9 protein-coding genes are annotated in these 15183 nt (G+C 45.0%); 3 read left to right on the top strand and 6 right to left on the bottom strand.

Annotated features, from left to right (window positions below; genetic code table 11):
• Positions 1–81 precede the first annotated feature (81 nt).
• From M3085_RS03385 to dnaE, 3 genes are read right to left on the bottom strand one after another with little or no spacing between them, the layout of a single operon-like run.
• Complete coding sequence (locus tag M3085_RS03385; protein WP_178256468.1) at positions 82–417, bottom strand: hypothetical protein; 336 nt, start codon at positions 415–417, stop codon at positions 82–84.
• Between the two features lie 14 nt (positions 418–431).
• Positions 432–746: a thioredoxin gene (gene trxA, locus M3085_RS03380; protein WP_178256469.1), complete on the bottom strand. Its 315-nt coding sequence runs from the start codon at positions 744–746 to the stop codon at positions 432–434.
• A 37-nt stretch (positions 747–783) separates the two neighbouring features.
• The gene (gene dnaE / locus M3085_RS03375; RefSeq protein WP_178256470.1) at positions 784–4581 is read right to left on the bottom strand and encodes a DNA polymerase III subunit alpha; all 3798 of its coding nucleotides are present in this window, start codon (positions 4579–4581) and stop codon (positions 784–786) included.
• Between the two features lie 162 nt (positions 4582–4743).
• On the opposite strand from dnaE, the gene M3085_RS03370 reads away from it, so the two are divergent.
• The 3 genes from M3085_RS03370 to M3085_RS03360 are packed head-to-tail and all read left to right on the top strand — an operon-like array spanning position 4744 to position 6416.
• The gene (locus M3085_RS03370; protein WP_249052268.1) at positions 4744–5430 is read left to right on the top strand and encodes a phosphatidylserine decarboxylase family protein; all 687 of its coding nucleotides are present in this window, start codon (positions 4744–4746) and stop codon (positions 5428–5430) included.
• An 11-nt stretch (positions 5431–5441) separates the two neighbouring features.
• Positions 5442–6146: a CDP-alcohol phosphatidyltransferase family protein gene (locus M3085_RS03365; RefSeq protein ID WP_191710495.1), complete on the top strand. Its 705-nt coding sequence runs from the start codon at positions 5442–5444 to the stop codon at positions 6144–6146.
• A gap of 6 nt (positions 6147–6152) precedes the next feature.
• Positions 6153–6416 carry a DUF4834 family protein gene (locus M3085_RS03360; RefSeq protein ID WP_191710496.1) on the top strand — a complete coding sequence of 88 codons (264 nt, stop codon included), beginning with the start codon at positions 6153–6155 and terminating at the stop codon, positions 6414–6416.
• Between the two features lie 130 nt (positions 6417–6546).
• Here M3085_RS03360 and meaB read toward each other — a convergent pair whose 3' ends face one another.
• The 3 genes from meaB to M3085_RS03345 form a co-directional block, all read right to left on the bottom strand.
• Entirely contained in the window at positions 6547–7662 is a 1116-nt protein-coding gene (meaB, locus tag M3085_RS03355; RefSeq protein WP_191710497.1) for a methylmalonyl Co-A mutase-associated GTPase MeaB, read from the bottom strand.
• Positions 7663–7990: 328 nt separating this feature from the next.
• Positions 7991–9067: a DUF1573 domain-containing protein gene (locus M3085_RS03350; protein WP_249052267.1), complete on the bottom strand. Its 1077-nt coding sequence runs from the start codon at positions 9065–9067 to the stop codon at positions 7991–7993.
• A gap of 395 nt (positions 9068–9462) precedes the next feature.
• Positions 9463–15117, bottom strand: coding sequence for an alpha-2-macroglobulin family protein (locus M3085_RS03345; RefSeq protein WP_249052266.1), 5655 nt, complete (start codon positions 15115–15117; stop codon positions 9463–9465).
• Positions 15118–15183 lie beyond the last annotated feature (66 nt).

Raw genomic sequence — 15183 nt, 5'->3', positions numbered from 1 at the left:
GCGGGCAATGATAAGGGAGCACAAGAAAAAAGCCATCCTGTAAACAAGATGGCTTTCGTATTCTAAGTTTATTCAATAGCTTTACTCTTCATTTTCTGTCATGTTGCTGTATTCCATTTCTCCTTGTACTACAAAGAATACATCATCTGCTTTGAAAGGTCCCATACCGTCTTTTGATGATTCTTTTATGATGTAGTTTACAATTTCATCTTGGTCTATATTGATGTAACCTTCTTCATCGGGTTCAGCATCCAGACAGCCACTTGTAGTGTAATAATCTACTATCAAGTCGAGAATATAAAAAAGATCATCGTCCGAAAAAGTTTCTTTTAACTCTTGTGGCAGATAACTCTTTATATACTCTACACATTTTGCATCGTCTTCGTCTTCCAGCAAAAAGTCTTCTTCCATTCCCATAACTTCGGTTATTATTATAATAATGCTTCTATTTTAGCTTGAAGAGCGCTTTTTGTAGTGGCTCCAACTTGTTTGTCTACAACTTCGCCGTTTTTGATAAAGAGAATAGTAGGAATATTACGGACGCCATAACGAGCAGGTAAATCCATGTTTTCGTCTACATCGCATTTTCCGATATTTACTTTGTCTTTATAAAGTTCTGCCAATTCTTCTACATAAGGAGCTATTTGCTTGCAAGGTCCGCACCACGGAGCCCAAAAGTCCAATACTACCGGCTTACCTTCAGCCAGAATTGCTTCAAAATTGTCATCTTTAATCGTTAGTGCCATATTGTAATTTTTAAAGTTAATACTAGTGGCAAATATACTAATTTATTTTATACTCTAACTGTGGTTGGCTTTTTAAAAAGTTGACCAAGTCTTTCTCTACAGAGATTTTCATTGTCCGCGACATGAGGCTGACATACATTTGCTTGTCTTCATCCTGTATATAAAAGCATAATTCTGCTGTTCCGGGAGAAGATTTCGCTATCGAGGCTATTTCCATAATCAGTTGGTCATTAATAGCAGACAGTGGGGCGGTTACTGTTAACTTTTCAATCAGGTGGTCTTTTGCTTCAGAGAGAAGTTCTATACTGTTTATTTTCACTTCTAACTCATCTTGTTTCCATTGGCGAGGCTGACATTTTCCACGCATGAACAGAAACATTCCTTCAACAAAGAAGTTCTTTTTTTCTACCCATTCATTTCCGAAGAAAGCAAATTCACCTACTCCGGAGTAATCTTCCATTTTAACAACTCCGTATGGTTTGCCATTTTTTGTATATCCTTCACGTACTCCGGTTACGATGCCTCCCATAACAAGGTCTTGATTTTGTAAGGCAGTCAGATCGGCCAAATCAGTCATGCGCGTTTTACATACATCTTCCAAAATCACGGAATATTCATCTAAAGGATGAGCTGATAGGTATATACCAACCAAATCACGTTCTTTATTCAAGCGTTCCAAATCGCTCCATGCCGGTGCAGGGATGATTTCTGGAGTAGCGACTTCTATTTCATGTTCATCTCCGAACAGTGAATTAGATATAGCTGCTTTATCTACTTGGTATTTATTTCCGTATCGTACCAATGTTTCAACGAAAGTTTCTTCTTTGGCATTTTTCTGGAAGAAATCTTCACGTTTGATTTCAGGGAAACTGTCAAATCCTCCTGCCAGTGCTAAACTTTCTATATTTTTCCGGTTACAAGCCGAAAGATTAATGCGCTGTACAAAGTCGAAAATATTTTTGAAAGGACCATTTTTTTCTCGTTCTTCCAATATGCAACGAACGGCTGATTCGCCTACTCCTTTTACTGCTCCTAATCCGAAACGTATGTCTCCGCTGCGGTTTACAGAAAACTTCAGCATACTTTCATTTACGTCAGGGCCCAATACAGTAATGCCTGTTGCCTTACACTCATCCATGAGTTTGGTGATTTCGGTGATATTGGCAATGTTACGGCTCATGGTTGCTGCCATATATTCTGCCGGATAATTGGCTTTCAGATATGCTGTTTGGTAGGCTACCCACGAATAACATGTAGCGTGAGATTTATTGAACGCATACGATGCAAATTTTTCCCAGTCTGTCCATATCTTCTCCAATACCTCCGGGTCATGACCATTCTTCTTACCGCCTTCGATGAATTTGGGTTTCATGTGATCCAGTTTGTCACGCAGTTTCTTACCCATGGCTTTACGCAAGGCATCGGATTCACCTCGTGTGAAGTCGGCAAGCAGGCGCGACAGCAACATCACCTGTTCTTGATACACAGTGATACCATACGTATCCTTCAAATATTTTTCCATGATGGGGATATCGTATTTTATCGGCTTGCGTCCATGTTTACGGTCGATAAAGTCGGGAATATAATCCATCGGTCCCGGACGATAAAGGGCATTCATGGCTATTAAGTCCTCAAAAGTGGAAGGCTGAAGTTCGCGCAAATATTTTTGCATACCGGGCGATTCAAACTGGAATGTCCCTATCGTTCTTCCCTCACTGTATAATTGATAGGTAGCTTCATCATCGATTGGAATTTCATCTATATTCAGATGTATGCCTTTGCTTTGTCGGATATTATCTAAGGCCTCTTTTATAATGGAAAGGGTTTTTAGTCCCAAAAAGTCCATTTTTATTAGCCCTGTTTCTTCGATGACTGAACCTTCATATTGAGTAACCAACATTTTTTCGCCAGTGTCCTTGTCGTCTGCCGTACTAACGGGAACCCAATCCGTAATATCGTCACGGCAGATAATTGTTCCACAAGCATGTACACCCGTATTACGGACATTGCCTTCCAACATTTTGGCATACTTTATGGTATCGCGCAAAATAGGGTTGGGCGATACTTCTGCTGCTTGCAGTTCGGGTACGTAGGCGATAGCATTGGTCAGGTTTAGTTTTTTATCCGGAATTTTATCAGGGACAAGTTTACACAAACGGTCTGATTCCGAGAGCGGGAGCTTTTGTACACGCGCCACGTCTTTGATGGCAAGTTTGGTTGCCATCGTACCGTACGTAATAATATGTGCTACTTTTTCTTGTCCGTATTTTTCTGTTACCCAATTTAAAACTCGTCCACGTCCGTCGTCATCGAAGTCAACGTCAATATCAGGCAACGAAATTCGGTCAGGGTTTAGAAAACGCTCAAACAGCAGGTCGTATTTAATCGGGTCTATTTGAGTGATACCTAAACAATAAGCCACGGCTGAACCGGCAGCAGAACCACGTCCCGGGCCGACCGATACATCCAGCTTTTCGCGGGCGGCATTAATAAAGTCTTGAACGATCAAGAAGTAACCGGGGAAACCCATTGTTTTCATGATATAAAGTTCGAACTTGATACGTTCTTCTATCTCCTCGGTAAGTTCTGTTCCGTATCGGCGATGCGCTCCTTCATAAGCCAGTTTAGCCAAATAGTCTGCCTCCAATTTTATACGATACAGTTTGTCATATCCTCCTAAACGCTCTATTTTGGCTTCGGCAGCTTCTTTGCTCATAACCACATTGCCATTCTCATCTTGCGTAAACTCGTTGAACAAATCTTGTTCAGTAAACTTCTTTCGGTATTCTTCTTCCGTACCGAAATCCTCCGGAATGGCGAAAGTAGGCATAATGGGTGCATGGTCGATGGAATAAAATTCCACTTGGTCGCAAATATCCGCCGTGTTAGTCAGTGCCTCCGGAATGTCAGCGAATATTTCATTCATTTCCTCGCGCGTCTTCATCCATTCTTGTTTGGTATAAAGCATACGCTTCGGGTCGTCCAAGTCTTTTCCCGTACTTAAACAAATCAGTCGGTCATGAGCTTCGGCATTTTCTTCATCTACAAAGTGGACATCGTTTGTGCAAACCAGCTTAATATTGTATTTCCGGGCATATTCTATCAACTTTTTGTTGACTTTTTCCTGTAAGACATACGTTTCATGATTTGCTCGCGGAACAGTAGCCTTGTGGCGTTGCAGTTCCAAATAGTAATCATCTCCAAACAGATTTTTATACCACCGTACGGCTTCTTCTGCTTCTTCGTATTGTTCGGCAATAATCCGGCGTGGGATTTCTCCACCCAAGCAAGCCGAACATACGATAAGCCCTTCGTGATACTTTTCAAGCTCTGTACGGTCTGTACGTGGTCTCATATAAAACCCTTTGGTCCATGCTTTAGAAACCAGTTTTATCAGATTATGATACCCTTTCAAGTTTTTTGCAAGTACAATCAGGTGGTACCCGCTTTGGTCTGGTTTTCCTTCTTTGTTTTCCATGCGGCGGCGCGCCACATACATTTCACAGCCTAATATGGGTTTGAAGAGCTTTTTACGGGTTTCTTCCAGTTTTTCTTTGCAAGCAGCGATTTCCGCCTGTATGTCTTCAGTCTTTTCTTCGCTGTTTTCTAAAGTTGCAATACGTTTTTTTAAATCTTTTATTTCACCGTTTATTCCGCTATTTTTCTTATTTACATAATTGAAAAACTCTTTGATGCCAAACATATCTCCGTGGTCGGTTACAGCGATGCCTTTCATTCCGTTGGCAATAGCTTTGTCTACTAATCGCGGAATGGAAGCTTGTCCGTCCAGAATAGAATATTGGGTATGAACATGTAAGTGAACGAAATCCTGCATGATTATTTGATTAAATGAAAAACTTATCAAAGATACCTACCTTTTCGACAACAAACAAATGTGTTTAATAAAAAGTTACATTTTCTTGCAGGGTTATTAAATATGATATATTTTTGTACTATCTTATAATGAAAGTGCATACATAATACCCGGATATATCCAATGAATAAGATAAAGAAATTAAAGAAAATCCGTATTCATCACGAAGGTACTCATATTCTCATTACGGGAGCGATTTTGTTGGTAATGATTAATCTGGCGCTCTATTGGGGAATAAAATGCAAGATACCTTTTTACGTGTGCGCAGTGATCAGCGTTGCGCTTTATCTGTTAGTAGTTAATTTCTTCCGATGTCCGATACGTTTGTTCAAGGGCGATACGGAAAAAATGGTTGTAGCCCCTGCCGACGGACGCATCGTCGTTATCGAAGAGGTGGATGAACATGAGTATTTTCATGACCGCCGCCTGATGATTTCCATTTTTATGGATATAACCAATGTACATGCTAATTGGTATCCGGTGGATGGCGTTGTAAAATACGTGGCACATCATGATGGACGTTTTATGAAGGCGTGGTTGCCTAAGGCGAGTACCGAGAACGAACGTTCTACCATCGTTATCGAAACTCCCGAAGGACATACGGTCATGGCACGACAGATAGCAGGTGCCGTAGCGCGGCGTATTGTTACTTATGCAGAGAAAGGTGAGGATTGTTACATTGACGAACACATGGGATTCATCAAATTCGGTTCACGTGTGGATGTGTATCTTCCGTTGGGGACAGAAGTGCTGGTTACGATGGGGCAGAAAACCACGGGCAATGAAACCGTTATCGCTAAACTTAAATAATTATCCTGATTATGGCTAATGCTATTATCCGCAATATTCCGAATACGATTACAAGTTGCAATCTTTTTTCCGGATGTATTGCTGCTTATTGGGCTTTTCAAGGCAACTATGAATTGTCTTTGTTGTTCATCGTTTTAGGAGCAGTTTTTGATTTCTTTGACGGAATGACTGCCCGGTTGCTTCATGTGTCTTCGCCTATCGGTAAAGAACTTGACTCATTGGCAGATGATATTACTTTCGGGCTGGCTCCTGCGGCAATAGCTTTTTCTTTGTTTAAAGAAGTGGTTTATCCCGACTGGATGTTGGGAGTGAAAGATATTTTGCCTTATGCCGGATTCCTCATCGCTGTTTTTTCTGCGCTTCGTCTTGCTAAATTTAATTTGGATGAGCGTCAGACTACTTCTTTTATCGGTATGCCTACACCGGCAAATGCCCTGTTTTGGGGTTCGTTGGCGGTAGGAGCGCATGAGTTTCTCGTTTCTTCTTATTTTAATGCCCTTTATCTGCTTTTGCTGGTAATAGTTATGTCGCTTTTGCTGGTGGCAGAACTGCCCATGTTCTCACTCAAGTTTAAAGACCTGTCGTGGGGACATAATAAGGTAAGTTATATTTTCTTGATTGTAAGCATTCCTCTGCTGGTAGTGTTTCGCTTGAGTGGATTTGCTGCTGTTATCGTGTGGTATATCCTTCTTTCTTTGATTACTCGTAAAAAGTAATGACTGATGTTTCATATCTTAGGTTTTATATTTTTTCTGGTATTGATAGTTCTCGTCTTCGGACTGATTATTGTTTTGAAGATTGTGGGAACAGTGCGCCGTGTTGGTCGCCGAATGAAAGGAACCGATAAATCTTCTTCATCTGACTATGCTTATACGGGACAACAGCAATCAGAAGATGCTTCCTCTTCCGCCGCTTCAGCGCGTAAAAAAGTATTCTCCGACGATGAAGGAGAATATGTCGATTTTGAAGAAATAAAAGATAAATGACTTTTTTACATATTCTTTCGGGCTGTTTTTATGTCTTCTTCTGTCAAACAGCCCGTAATTTTTTCTGAAAAACAATTCTACGAAAGTGTTCCGATAGAGCAACCAATCGGTCATCCGTGCAGGTGGATGATTATTCTTTCTGTGCTATCAAACACTCCTTGAAATACGTATCCAGCAACTTGCGTGCGGCGGTGAACGAAGTGGTTCGTCCGCCCAAAACCTCCTGCTCCGTACCGGGAATCAGAGACGAAATGACGGGATTGTTATAGAAACTGTCGCGAAGGTGTTCGTTGATGGTTTCATACATCCAATACTTTGCCTGTTCGTTACGGCGGTAGTTGAAATACCCATTTGCCTTCACAAAGTCGACGTATTTATAAACCATGTCCCAGATTTCCTTGATTCCGATGTTATAAAAACCGGAGTAAGTCAAGACCTGCGGTGTCCATCCCGATTCGGGAGCCGGAAACAAATGCAGGGCATTACGGAAGTGAGAGGCTGCCAACTTAGCTTTTTCGATATTGTTTCCGTCTGCTTTGTTGATAACAATGCCATCCGCCATCTCCATGATGCCGCGTTTTATCCCTTGCAGCTCGTCGCCCGTGCCTGCCAACTGAATCAGCAGAAAGAAATCCACCATCGAGTGAACCGCCGTTTCGCTTTGTCCTACCCCCACCGTTTCTACAAATATCTTATCGAAACCCGCAGCCTCACACAGAATAATGGTTTCGCGCGTTTTACGTGCCACGCCTCCCAACGAGCCAGCTGCCGGACTGGGACGGATAAACGCATCGGGGTGAACCGACAGTTTTTCCATGCGCGTCTTGTCGCCTAAGATACTCCCTTTCGAACGTTCGCTGCTTGGGTCGATGGCAAGCACAGCCAGTTTTCCGCCATATTCACTCAACACATGCAGCCCGAACGCATCTATCGAGGTACTTTTCCCCGCGCCCGGCACACCGCTAATCCCCACACGCAGCGAGTTGCCCGAATACGGCAGGCATTTCTCGATGACCTCTTGCGCCAGCGCCTGATGTTCGGGGCGCAAACTCTCTACCAGCGTAACTGCCTGACTCAGTACCGTTACGTCGCCTTTTACGATTCCGTCCACGTATTCGTCTACGGTAAACTGGCGGCGTTTGGTCTTTTTCCTCAGTTTCAGATACGGATTGACAGTCGTAGGTTGGTCGATACCTTTATTAACGGTAAGTCCCTTGTATGCTTCATCATTTTCGGGGTGCTGCATGATTTCAAGATATTAAAGGTTTGTAACTTTTTGCAGTATGATTTATTTGCTAAAGTACGAAAAAGAAATGAATAAATCAAGTCGGGCTTTATAAAAACCTCCCTCCTGTGTTGCCTGATTTCTGTTTTGGTAGGTGTTATAATTTCTATTCGAAAGGCAGGAACGTTCTACCCATAGGACGAAGCAATTCTATGGGTAGAAATGGGTAACTCATGCGGATGAATTTTGGGGTGGAAACCGAACGAAAAAACGCCGGAATAACAGCGAGGGGACGTGTGTCCGTATCGGTCTGTTATTCCGGCGTTTACGTTCTGCCCGACAGGGCGTGTTATTGTTTTACGCTTGCTTTTACGCGGATGTTAATCATCGGATGTTGCGGGTCGTTAGTTATCATCAAGATACGCGGAGTACCCTTTACGCGGGGAAGATTTTCCGCCAGTACGGTTACTTTCAGCTTGGTGGATTCGCCCGGTTTCAGTGTATGCTTTTTCAGCTTGACGGCAAGCGCGATACTGAACACCTGCATGTCTTGTATCTGCAAATCCGACCGCCCGGTGTTGGTGATGACAATGTTTTGCGACTTCTTTTGGGTTGGTTTCAGCGCAACAAACTCTAACTGATGCGCCGACAGGCTGACCACGGGCGGGTTGTTCTTTTGTTGTTCTGTCAGGTTCGAGAAGTCGGGCAACAGTGAAACCGATACGGGGATTTCGTTTTCGCTGCCCACTTTATCGCCGGGGAAGCGAGACAGGTAAACCGATGCGCGGGTAATGCCTAACTTGGGCAGTTTCTCCGTGTCGAGCGTCACGATGATTTTTCCCGCCTTGCCTCGTCCCAACTTTTCGGGAATGGCTTCCGCACTCAAGTATGGGGGCAAGTGCATCAGCACAGGCGAGTAACCCTTGTTGGATGTATTGGCAACCATCAGTTCAATCGTCGGTTTGTCTCCCTTGTTTACTGCATCGAAGTTGATTTCATCTTGGTTCAGACGGATAGCTCCAAAGCCCACGGGATGAGTGAATGTAAAGTTTTTGGGGTCGGCGGTAACCTCACCGTTGAATTGCAGGTAAATTGGGGCGGAAGCGGCGTTGCAGTACACGCCTACCTCTTTATAGAAATGCCCGATGGCTTCAGCGTCGAATACGGCAGTGACTTCCCCTTTTCCGCCTGCCGGGACAGGGTCTTCCGTCCACTTGGCTTCGATACATCCGCACGAGGTTGTTACGTTAGAGATGACCAAAGGCTTGTCGCCTGTATTGGTGAAACTGTAAGTAACCGTGGCAGGATTCCGCCACAGTATGTATCCCAAGTCTTTTTCCGGAGTATCGAACGTTATTTTAGGCTGCGCCTGTACCCATAAGGCCGCTGCTGATAGTATGTATGTCAATAAGAATAAGCGTTTCATTATTACCATCTTTGTTTGTTGAGTGAGCAAAGATAGGGAGAAAAAACGAAATAAGTGAATAAAGGAGATGGCTTAATAATGAAAATTAAGAAACGTCTGTCATGAAAGACTGAAACAAACAACCTTTCTAACATTGATTATAAAGCTAAAAAATACGGTGAAAGTTCTTATTTAATTGTATTAGAAAATTTGCAGCCGGGTGAATATGGAATCGTAATTGGTGATCCCGACAATGAGAATACAAAAAAACGAATGAAAGTAACTACTTTTTCAGTAGAATAATATATCAATAAAAAAATAGCCGGGGAATCGACTAATTCCCCGGCTGGAAATAAGAGCCTGTTTAAAACTTAGGCAGAGTAAAATTTAAACAAGCTTTAAGAGCCTCTTTCTTATTATTTATTTTCTCCCACGTTCAGTTCCATACTTTCGCTGTGTCCGCCAAATTCGGGAGCGTATGCCGACTGCACCGTGGCAGTTCCCGCCTGATAAGTTCCGCTTCTGTCTACGTACACCGTATACTCAATCATGTGCGTGCCTTTGCGGAGCTTGTCGATGAAGAATTCCGTTGAGGCATCCCGGTTTACTTGATAATACCCAATGCCATTACCCATACGGTAGCCCGAAAGTTGTTCGGTAGGCTCCATACATGCCGCCCTGCTGTCTTTTATCTGTACGAAATCCATGTCGCGGTCTGCCTTGATAGTCAGTCGTACCGTCAGTTTATCACCCGTGTTCAATAACGTTTTCGGCGAAACTTTCTTGTCACCCAGCCAATATTCGCGTTTGATAGAAAGGTCTTTGCCTTTGGCTGTCTCTATCTTGTCCATGTCTTCGCTGTATTGGGCATAAACCGCTCCCCAACTGATTCCGTCGCCCGACTTTTCGAAGCGGATTTCCGGAACTTCCGTATCGCTGCCGCTGAACGTGTGGCGGGTATAGTCTAACGCATTGTCCGGTGTCTGGATGCGGGTTGTTCCTACGCTTGCCGTAATCTTGTCCCGATTGGCGGCGAAGGTATTTCCGCTGGTGCAAAGGAACGCATAAATCGCGTCCGCTGTGGCTATCGGCGTATTCCAAGCCTGCGTCTGTTTCTGTTTGAGCAGCCACAGTTTCATTTCTTCCATCATCTGCTTATCGGGACTGATGCGATGGATTGCCTCCATAGCCGCCACCTGTGTCGGTATCCGGTAACTGCTCCAACTGTAAGATGCTTTCGGCGTATCGAAGTATCGTCCCATTTCGGGCGTATAAATCGTGTATTCTTTTATCGACTGAACCAGTTCCGATGCCTCACGGGGCTTGCCGTTAGCCTGCATGATGGCAGCCGTCAGAGCCTTTTCGTAGATGGAATATTCGGCAGAACGGTTTTCCAACTTCCCGGTCAGGTAAGCGATTATTTTCGGATTCGCTTTGCTTGCTACGTAGCTGTCGATTGCACAGACATAGAGGTAACGAACCGACAAAGCGTCCGGCAATACGTTCTTTTCGCCTTTTGCTTCGCGCTGCTTCATCTGCTCATATACCAGTTCCATAGTAGCCGTCAGATACTGAGTGGCTTTTACATAAAGCGTATTCAGTTGTGCGTCGAGCATGATATTCATCGCTTTCAGGCGTGCCAACAGCTCTACCGCCTGTGTAGTCACGATGCGGTTGCCCGCCATGCCTTTGTACCAACTCCAGCTACCGTCTGTATTCTGCAGCGAGGCCAGTTTCTTAACCGCTTGTGCAGAACGTTGGCTCACCGTATTCAGGTCGAACAGCAAGGCAATTCGGCGTTTCTGCTCAGTTTCATCAGTAGCCTCTGCCAACCACGGCGTTTCAGCCAGTAAGATGTTTTTCAAGTCCTGATTCCGCTCCAAGTTACTGAGTAACGTTTCTTTGCTTCCGCCCTGCGCCATCCAACTGTTGAAAACTTTTTCAACTGCCGGATTCTTTCTGACGATTTCCGCCGATATTGCATTAGCGTAATACGAGGTAACCCATGAAATCGCGTTGTCATCAGTCGGGTTTCCTACGACGGGAAGCGCCTGTACGACGTACCATTCAGGGTTTGCTGTCAGTTCTATTGTCAGACGCTTGTCGGTAGCCGTCTTGCTCTGTCCGTTAAACAATTCGTCTGTCGGGAGTGAAAGCGTTTGTTCGCCGCTCAGCTGTACCGGAATTGTTTCCGTTACCCGCTGTTTGTTGGTGAGTACCGGCAGGTAATGCTGCTCTCCGTCGCTGAACTTTCCGGCTTCGGCAACTATCCGGCAAATCAGAACATCGAAACGTTCGTCGGCTTCAAACTCGAAACTTACTGTTCCGTTCTCACCTTCTTTTACCGTAAACGGCTGTTCGGATTGGTAAACTACCTGTTCGTCCGTCGGGTTCAGCAACTCCATCCGCGCCTTGCCGCTAATCGTTTCCATCGAAAGATTATTGAGCGATGCGGTGATAACCGAACGGTCACCCACACGGACAAACCGAGGCATATTGGGTTGCACCATAAACGGTTTGCTGGTTTTGGCCTTCGCCGTAATCATTCCGTAGTCCATCTGTTGCGTATGCGCGAATCCGATGAACTTCCATTCCGTCAGGGCATCGGGCATGGTGAATACGATGCGTACCCTTCCGGCCGAATCCGTTCTCAAGTCGGGATAGAAGAAAGCCGTTTCAGCGAAATTTTCCCGCAGCGGGACGTAAGGCGTTGAAGGCTCTGTTACTTGTGATTGTAAATCAGATATTGATATCATACTTTCTTCAGCGATGTCAAATCCTTGCTCTATTCCGTTAGACTGTGCGAATGAGCCATCAGCAGCAACGGCAGCAGGTGCGGCAGTTTTCATCAGTCTTGACGATGCCAATCCGCGTACCATGATTCTGTCTCCGTAAGAATTCTGGCTGTAACCTCGGAATGAAGGCAGCTGCAAATAGCTGTATTGGCTCAAATTATGATAACCCGCTATGCCCAACCATTCGCCGCTCGGCCCAAAGAAATTATATAAATAGAGATGGGTATTTATGTTCAATCCACTCACGTAAACCGAAGGCGTATAGCGATAGAAGTTCAGGTTGAAATTCCATTGGTTTTCCAGCAGGCGGTCGAGCGAGGCATCGTAAAGCGTTGCTATCAAACGGCTGTCGGCAGGTTTCCCGTCTTTATCGAAGACAGTCAGGCTCCATGTCTCTTCCGTTCCCGGAGTCAACTTGTCGCGGAATACATCCCACTTTAAGGTTAATTCCTTTTCGGGCTCAGGGCGTCTTAATGATACTTGTTTCGTATACAGTTTGCCGTCGCGCATGAAAGCAAAACTAACCGTAATGCCATCGCCGTACTCCGGCTTGTAGATATAAGAGAATTTACGGATTTCATTGTTCAATGTGATGCGTTCGCTGTGAATCCGTTTGTTCCCACTATATATATTATAGAATAAGCATACGTCTTTTTCGCTGCTTCCTACGTACAAGGTAACGGGAGTCGACGCCGTAAATTCAGTTCCGTCTTGGTAGAACCATTCCGGAGTTTCGATAGGAGGTACGGTTTCATCAAGAGAGAATAACGTAAACTCTTGTTCCGCCTTGCTGATGCGTCCTTGTTCGTCAGTTGCTGATACCTTTATGCGGTACTTGCCGGAAGGCAGGCTGTAAAGTTCGGTCGGGACGAAAGGTTTCTGTGCATCCACCGTTTGGGTTAGTTTCAGCACTTCTTTATCGCCTGCGGCGTATATCTCGCACGTCACTTTCGTGTTTACAGGCTGGCGGTTCAGGTTTAATGCCTGTATGCAGATACGTTCCTGCTTTTCGCGCGCCACTCTTGCCTGCAGTCCCTGTATTTGTAAGCCGATGGACTGTTTACCTACGGGCAGTGAAATGTCGCCCGACTGCGTTTCACCGTTTCCGCCGGTTATTTCGGCATTTACCTTATAAATCAAGTAACTCTCCCACGGTTGATTTGTTTCTGAAAGCTCTTCTTCCAAGAAAGCCTGTATGCGAAAATGACCATCCGAATCGGTAGTGGTTTCACCTTTTCCTATTTCCGTAGCATTTCCGCTTGCCCTCCAGAACCACGCGGTAGAGCGAGTTATTGTATATTTTACCTTTGCCGAACGTACGGGAACACCCGAAAAGTTCAAGGCCGTTCCTTCCAGCGTTACCGTATCGCCTGCGTTGTAAGTCTTTTCGTAGGGCGTGAAAGTAACATCGAACGTAGGACGTTTGTACTCTTCCACGCGGACATACAGCGAACTGTTTTCCGTGCTGATGCGGAAATCTCCTGGGAGCGTCTGTTGGGGTATCTGAAATTCGATGCTGAATCCTCCGAAATCATCAGAGGTTACTTGCTTCTTGGATATTTCGCGGTTATTGGCATCGCGTAAAGTGATGTCGAAACTCCTGCCTTCGGATGCGTTAACCTCATCACCGGACTGTTTGTAAGCTACGCCGGAAACATAGACCGTTTGTCCGGGACGGTAAATGATTCGGTCGGTAAACAATTCAATGAATTGAGTTTCTTTTTCATTTCTCACAACATTAGGCAGCGTATTTCCGGATACATACGAGATGCGCATAAAATCATCCTCCCCTTTGCGTGCATTCATCCACAACATGGATTCATTCATTTTAGGAACCACCACACGCCCCTCGCCGTCTGTCCGGAACGAGCGATACGGTGTATAGTTTCCGGGTACCGGGATGGAGTAGAATGCAATCTCGGCTCCCGGAACGGGTTGTCCGCTCCGGCGGTCGACTACGTAATACTCTCGTTCTCCCTCCGGCAATGGGAAGCTCAACGCTTGCAGAGGAGAAAGATGGATGATTTCGTATGCTGCAGTTTTATCCGATTGTCCGTCCGGTCTCGATTTCAATACGTAGATACCTGCTTCGGGCATTTGGAATGTGAATGTTATCGTAGTGTCGCGGTAAGTAGGCGTGGCAGGCAGGTCGAAATGCTGTTTGCTGTACAGTTTGCCGTATTGTTTTATCAGCGCACTCCCTTCCGAGCCTTTGGCAAACGCAGACGATGATGCCTTGATGTTCAGCCGGTAAAGCTCCAGCGTTACCCCTTTCAGGTTACGGCAGGTAGCAGAGAAAGTGCTGGTTTCGCCCGGATACATCCATTCGCTGCTGATAGAGAGCGAAGGCAGCAGTACGGCACGTTTGCGCTCTTTCAGTTCTTTGGCAAATTCCGATTTGGGATACCGCTTCAAGCCTTCTTCTGCCGCAGCCAGTTCGCGCACGTAATCATGTTCGTAGCGTCCGTATATTTCGGCAAGATACGCATATACACCCGCACATACGTCGAGGTCGGCATATTCTTCCGCCCATTTATTTAGTTGGGCGATAACTTCCTCATTGGTTTTCTTCAACGGATATTTCATATTGTTTCCTTGAAGGTAGCTGAGTTGGCTGATGCGGGTCAGCAATTCTGCCGCCCGGTTTCCCGTGTTCACATAATAGCCTATCAGGTCATCGTAAAGTTCCATTATCGTTTTTTGTACATCGGGATTTGTCATCGAAACGCCGTAACCGTCCAGCCGGTTGATGGCTTGGCGCGTCAGTAAGTCAAGCATTGTGTCGCCGAAATACTTTTCGCTCAACTCCCGGCTTTTGGTCAGCGGTTCGTACTCTTTTGCCGTTACTCCTGCCAGTGCCTCCTTGTCTTTCAGCGAAAGGCGGAAGTAATATAAAGCGCTGTCAACATTTTCGGGCATGATGTCTAAATTATAATACCCCACGATACTGTTCAGTACGCCTCGTGCCACCGGGTCTTGCTCCTGTTGCGCCCACGCTTTCAGCCCTTCTATTTCCGCCTGAAGGCTATCGGGCGTAACGCTTACCCGATACTCGGCCCGGGTAAGGTACGCCTTCATCATCTGCGGAGGATTTTTTTCTTTCTGCGCCTTGCCATAAATCTTGTTTGCTATCTCAATAACGGACTTAGGTAAATCTTTTTGCTGGTATGTTTCAGCCTTTTTCCATAAGTCCGCATACGTTTGTGCATATTGCGGTAAAGAGAAAAAACTGAAAAACAACGCCAATAGTCCGATTGTAACTATTTTCTTCTTCATAACGTTATTTGGTTTTATAGTTTTTCATAAAGATAATGCCTTTTTCTTAAAATACTGCTCTTTTTT

Origin of the sequence: Bacteroides caecicola (assembly GCF_023337095.1) — a bacterium.
Taxonomy (GTDB): domain Bacteria; phylum Bacteroidota; class Bacteroidia; order Bacteroidales; family Bacteroidaceae; genus Phocaeicola; species Phocaeicola gallinarum.
Note: the sequence above shows the minus strand (reverse complement) of the source record. Positions and strands in the feature narration are given on the sequence as shown.

Bases quoted from the DNA above. Each gene is read 5' to 3' on its own strand.
- M3085_RS03385 (WP_178256468.1), bottom strand. From the start codon at position 417: ATGGGAATGGAAGAAGACTTTTTGCTGGAAGACGAAGACGATGCAAAA.
- trxA (WP_178256469.1), bottom strand. From the start codon at position 746: ATGGCACTAACGATTAAAGATGACAATTTTGAAGCAATTCTGGCTGAA.
- dnaE (WP_178256470.1), bottom strand. From the start codon at position 4,581: ATGCAGGATTTCGTTCACTTACATGTTCATACCCAATATTCTATTCTG.
- M3085_RS03370 (WP_249052268.1), top strand. From the start codon at position 4,744: ATGAATAAGATAAAGAAATTAAAGAAAATCCGTATTCATCACGAAGGT.
- M3085_RS03365 (WP_191710495.1), top strand. From the start codon at position 5,442: ATGGCTAATGCTATTATCCGCAATATTCCGAATACGATTACAAGTTGC.
- M3085_RS03360 (WP_191710496.1), top strand. From the start codon at position 6,153: ATGTTTCATATCTTAGGTTTTATATTTTTTCTGGTATTGATAGTTCTC.
- meaB (WP_191710497.1), bottom strand. From the start codon at position 7,662: ATGCAGCACCCCGAAAATGATGAAGCATACAAGGGACTTACCGTTAAT.
- M3085_RS03350 (WP_249052267.1), bottom strand. From the start codon at position 9,067: ATGAAACGCTTATTCTTATTGACATACATACTATCAGCAGCGGCCTTA.
- M3085_RS03345 (WP_249052266.1), bottom strand. From the start codon at position 15,117: ATGAAGAAGAAAATAGTTACAATCGGACTATTGGCGTTGTTTTTCAGT.